The 3,519-nt window shown below is 44.1% G+C and carries 6 protein-coding genes; 2 read left to right on the top strand and 4 right to left on the bottom strand.

What is annotated here, in order from left to right; translation table 11 throughout:
* The 4 genes from F6K37_RS14365 to F6K37_RS14350 form a co-directional block, all read right to left on the bottom strand.
* A partial coding sequence (locus F6K37_RS14365) for a photosynthetic reaction center family protein (RefSeq protein ID WP_502709603.1) occupies positions 1-532 on the bottom strand: 532 nt, incomplete at its 3' end.
* Between the two features lie 159 nt (positions 533-691).
* Complete coding sequence (locus F6K37_RS14360; protein WP_287250879.1) at positions 692-823, bottom strand: hypothetical protein; 132 nt, start codon at positions 821-823, stop codon at positions 692-694.
* 116 nt (positions 824-939) lie between these two features.
* The gene (locus tag F6K37_RS14355) at positions 940-1,281 is read right to left on the bottom strand and encodes a histidine triad nucleotide-binding protein (protein WP_131827409.1); all 342 of its coding nucleotides are present in this window, start codon (positions 1,279-1,281) and stop codon (positions 940-942) included.
* A 235-nt stretch (positions 1,282-1,516) separates the two neighbouring features.
* The gene (locus tag F6K37_RS14350; RefSeq protein WP_287250877.1) at positions 1,517-1,840 is read right to left on the bottom strand and encodes a hypothetical protein; all 324 of its coding nucleotides are present in this window, start codon (positions 1,838-1,840) and stop codon (positions 1,517-1,519) included.
* 528 nt (positions 1,841-2,368) lie between these two features.
* Between F6K37_RS14350 and F6K37_RS14345 the strand changes: the two genes are divergently transcribed.
* Complete coding sequence (locus F6K37_RS14345; protein WP_287250876.1) at positions 2,369-3,052, top strand: hypothetical protein; 684 nt, start codon at positions 2,369-2,371, stop codon at positions 3,050-3,052.
* Positions 3,042-3,519: phosphotransferase family protein (locus F6K37_RS14340; protein WP_502887743.1), on the top strand; the 478-nt coding region annotated here is incomplete at its 3' end. The genes F6K37_RS14345 and F6K37_RS14340, both read left to right, overlap by 11 nt.

Genomic DNA, 3,519 nt, shown 5'->3' with positions numbered 1-3,519 from the left:
TTCCGCTGATACCTAGAGGCATACCATCGGAGAAAGAACCTTGTCCGATTGGGTAGATCAAGAATACGGCGCTAGCAGCTGCAACCGGTGCGCTGTAAGCGACGCAGATCCAAGGACGCATACCTAAACGGTAGCTAAGTTCCCACTCACGACCCATGTAGGCAAATACACCAATCAGGAAGTGGAACACTACCAACTGGTAAGGACCACCGTTGTAAAGCCACTCATCGAGAGAAGCAGCTTCCCAGATTGGGTAGAAGTGTAAGCCAATGGCGTTAGAAGAAGGAACAACAGCACCAGAGATGATGTTGTTTCCGTACATCAGGGAGCCAGCAACGGGCTCGCGGATACCATCGATGTCCACAGGAGGAGCAGCGATGAAAGCAATGATGAAGCAGGTGGTAGCAGCTAGCAAAGTTGGGATCATTAATACACCAAACCAACCTACATAGAGGCGGTTGTTGGTGGAGGTGACCCAATTGCAGAACTGAGACCACACAGAGGTGTTGCTCTGCTGTAATACAGTAGTCATGTTCTTATGATTGCGGGTATGAATATGAAGTTATCGAGGTTCGTCCGGCTTGTTTGCGCCTTCATGTATTTATATTAAGCAATATACTAAGTTTTGTAAAGGGTTTTCGGAGTAATTTCCCCTCAGGTTATTAAATAATGTAAATAAGTAAAAGTTATATTAAGTAAAGCTTGACAAATAAAGATTAATGTTATAAAGGAAGAATAGGTAAACCAAAATAGCGATCGCATACAAAATAGCGATCGCGAAGCGTGACCAAAGGTCAATCGCATAAAAGTAAAGGCGCTCCATTGAACGCCTCTATATATAGAGCCTGAGATATAGAGCCTGAGCCTGGTTCTTGCCCTAAGTCGTAACTTAGAAAGCTACTTACGACTCAGCACTCAACACTTAGCACTTAAAAAACATCAACCAGGAGGCCACTTCATTTGGCGTTGACCCAAGATGTGCAAATGAAGGTGATCAACCGTTTGACCACCATCAGCACCATTATTAATCACCAGTCGATAGCCATTGGTCAAACCGACTTGGTCAGCAACTTGCTTAGCAGTTAACAGCAGGTGTCCCATCAGGGCTTGATCTTCCGACTCAGCTGCTGCCAGTTGAGGAATGGGCTTCTTGGGAATTACCAGAATATGAACTGGTGCCTGAGGGTTAATATCCTTGAAAGCAAGGGCTAAATCGTCTTCATAAACAATATCCGCTGGGATTTCTCGGCGGATAATCTTGCTAAAGATGGTTTCGCTCATAGCAGCTGCCAATACTATGTTTACTAGATCAGATGCAATTGTGACACAAAATGTCAGGTAGCTATAGCATTGTTATTTGAGTTGTGAACATAGTCGCGCTTGGGAAAGGCAAGAGGCATGCTAGCATGCCTCTTGCCTATTGCCTTTTGCCTTGTTAAAACACATTGAAAATACGTTTTAGCTTAATCCTTACCATCAGCCCCTACACTTATAGCGAGGGGCTAATGCCCTCAATCTAATGTTCCATTCGTATGGGTGGAGTCATCATAATCGGTCCTGTTCTAGGAAAAGGTATGGGCCCGGTTTTAGGAAAAGGTCTGGGCCGTGGATCTTCAAAAACAGGAGGTGTTGGTTGGGGTATTGGGCGTGGACATTTGGGAAAAGGTTCTGGGTGTTCGGGCATGGGAACTGCCGTAGGTGCTTGACACAGAATGTATGGTGTTTGGGGAGTCGGACCACATCCACCCTGAACCATAGTATCTTGCTGATCTAGATCATTGAGAAAGGTTTCCTCATCGGATAACAACTCAAAACCGATGGGTAACTCAGAAATTTCCATTATTAGTTTTCCTCCATAGGAGTATGACGGATGACTTTCTTCAAGATTTCTGTAAGTCTACAAATTCTGTTTTAGAGAAAAATCTCAGTTTCGTCTCGCCATTTTGGCGAGTTTTTAGTGGAAAACTAGAGTATCAATAGATCAATAGATAAAGAGAAATGGGATAACTCCGTAAGCATTCAGCTATCAGCTAATGCGCTACAGATGGTGCTACTTGAGGTGCTATCAGCTAATGCGCGTTTGCCCACACTAATTGAGGTGTTTATGGGGAAAGTGCCAGCATCGAAGCCTGTGCCACGCTACTAATCGGTGCTTTTGAATAAAATAAGCTGACCGCTGAGTGCTGACTGCTGAATGCTTACATAACTCCTGAAACTATAACAGTCTCATTATTGATTGTTCACTGTTGAGTGTTGATTGTTGTACGGTTAGGCACAAGACTTTCCCCTACTATCGGTTAATGTCTCAAGGGTAAACAACAAACATTTTCTCTTTAAGTTGTGCATCTACTGATCATCTACTGATATTTTGGAACCACTATCATCTGAAACGATTTCCTCATATCTATTGGATATAGGACTGTGTACCCCGTCAGACCTAGAATCTATCCAGGTAGAATCGGCTCCCCCTGCTAAGAATTTCAATTTACTGGTGAGCTTTTCAGATCATCGTCAGCTACTGGTTAAGCAGGAAAGACCCCATCATGACGGTATTATAAATCATGAATTTTTCAATGAGTGGCAATTTCATCGCTGGCTGCAGCATTTTCCGGAGCAGCACTGTATAGCTTCATCAGTTTCCCAGATCCTTCATTTTGATCCCGATCATTGCATCCTGGTCTACAACTATCTAAATAACTATCTCGACCTGTTTAGTTTCTACTATCAAAACCAAATTTTCCCTGAAGCGATCGCAACTGATATCGGAACAGTTTTAGGCAACCTCCATCGTGTTACCTTCAATCAACCAGAATGTCGGAATTTTCTAGACCAGGTACCAAACGGGAAATCTCCCTATCGGTTTGGCAATCCAGCTAAAGGAATCGGACGGCTGAGCCCAGAAATGTTTGGCTCAATCCCTAACAATGCCTTAAAGTTCTTTGTTCTCTATCAACGTTACCCCAGTCTGGGAAATGCGATCGCAGATTTGGAAACTGACTGGCATCCGAGTTGCCTAACCCACAATGACTTAAAATTGAACATTGGTTCATAGAGAGTGGGAGCAATTCTCAACATCTTCACCACCGGATCAGAGCATGGTGCGACTGATTGATTGGGAACGTTGTGCGTGGGGAGATCCAGCCTTTGACCTTGGAACCATAATCGCCAGCTACCTGGGAATCTGGTTAAGTAGCTTAGTAGTAGACCCCACGATTAAATTAGAAGAATCCTTGCGTCTAGCAGTGACTCCTTTGCAGGTGCTTCAACCGTCCATCGCTGCTCTAACCCAAGCCTATCTTACCGCTTTTCCCGGGATTGAGTCAGCTCGTCCCAACTGGCTTAAACGAGTGGTTCAGTTTACCGGTTTGGCACTGATTCACCAAATTCAGGCAATGATTTACTATCAGAAATCCTTCGACAATACTGGAATCTGTATGCTCCAGGTTGCCAAAAGTCTACTCTGCCGACCAAAACAATCTGTGCCAACAGTTTTTGGGATCTCAGAATCAGAACTGATAT

The organism is Moorena sp. SIO4E2 (assembly GCF_010671945.1).
In the GTDB taxonomy this organism is placed as follows: Bacteria; Cyanobacteriota; Cyanobacteriia; order Cyanobacteriales; family Coleofasciculaceae; genus Moorena; species Moorena producens.
This window is presented reverse-complemented; position numbering and strand designations above follow the sequence as displayed.

Coding starts and splice junctions, on each gene's coding strand:
- F6K37_RS14350 (WP_287250877.1), bottom strand. CDS start 1,840: ATGGAAATTTCTGAGTTACCCATCGGTTTTGAGTTGTTATCCGATGAG.
- F6K37_RS14360 (WP_287250879.1), bottom strand. CDS start 823: ATGGAGCGCCTTTACTTTTATGCGATTGACCTTTGGTCACGCTTCGCG.
- F6K37_RS14355 (WP_131827409.1), bottom strand. CDS start 1,281: ATGAGCGAAACCATCTTTAGCAAGATTATCCGCCGAGAAATCCCAGCG.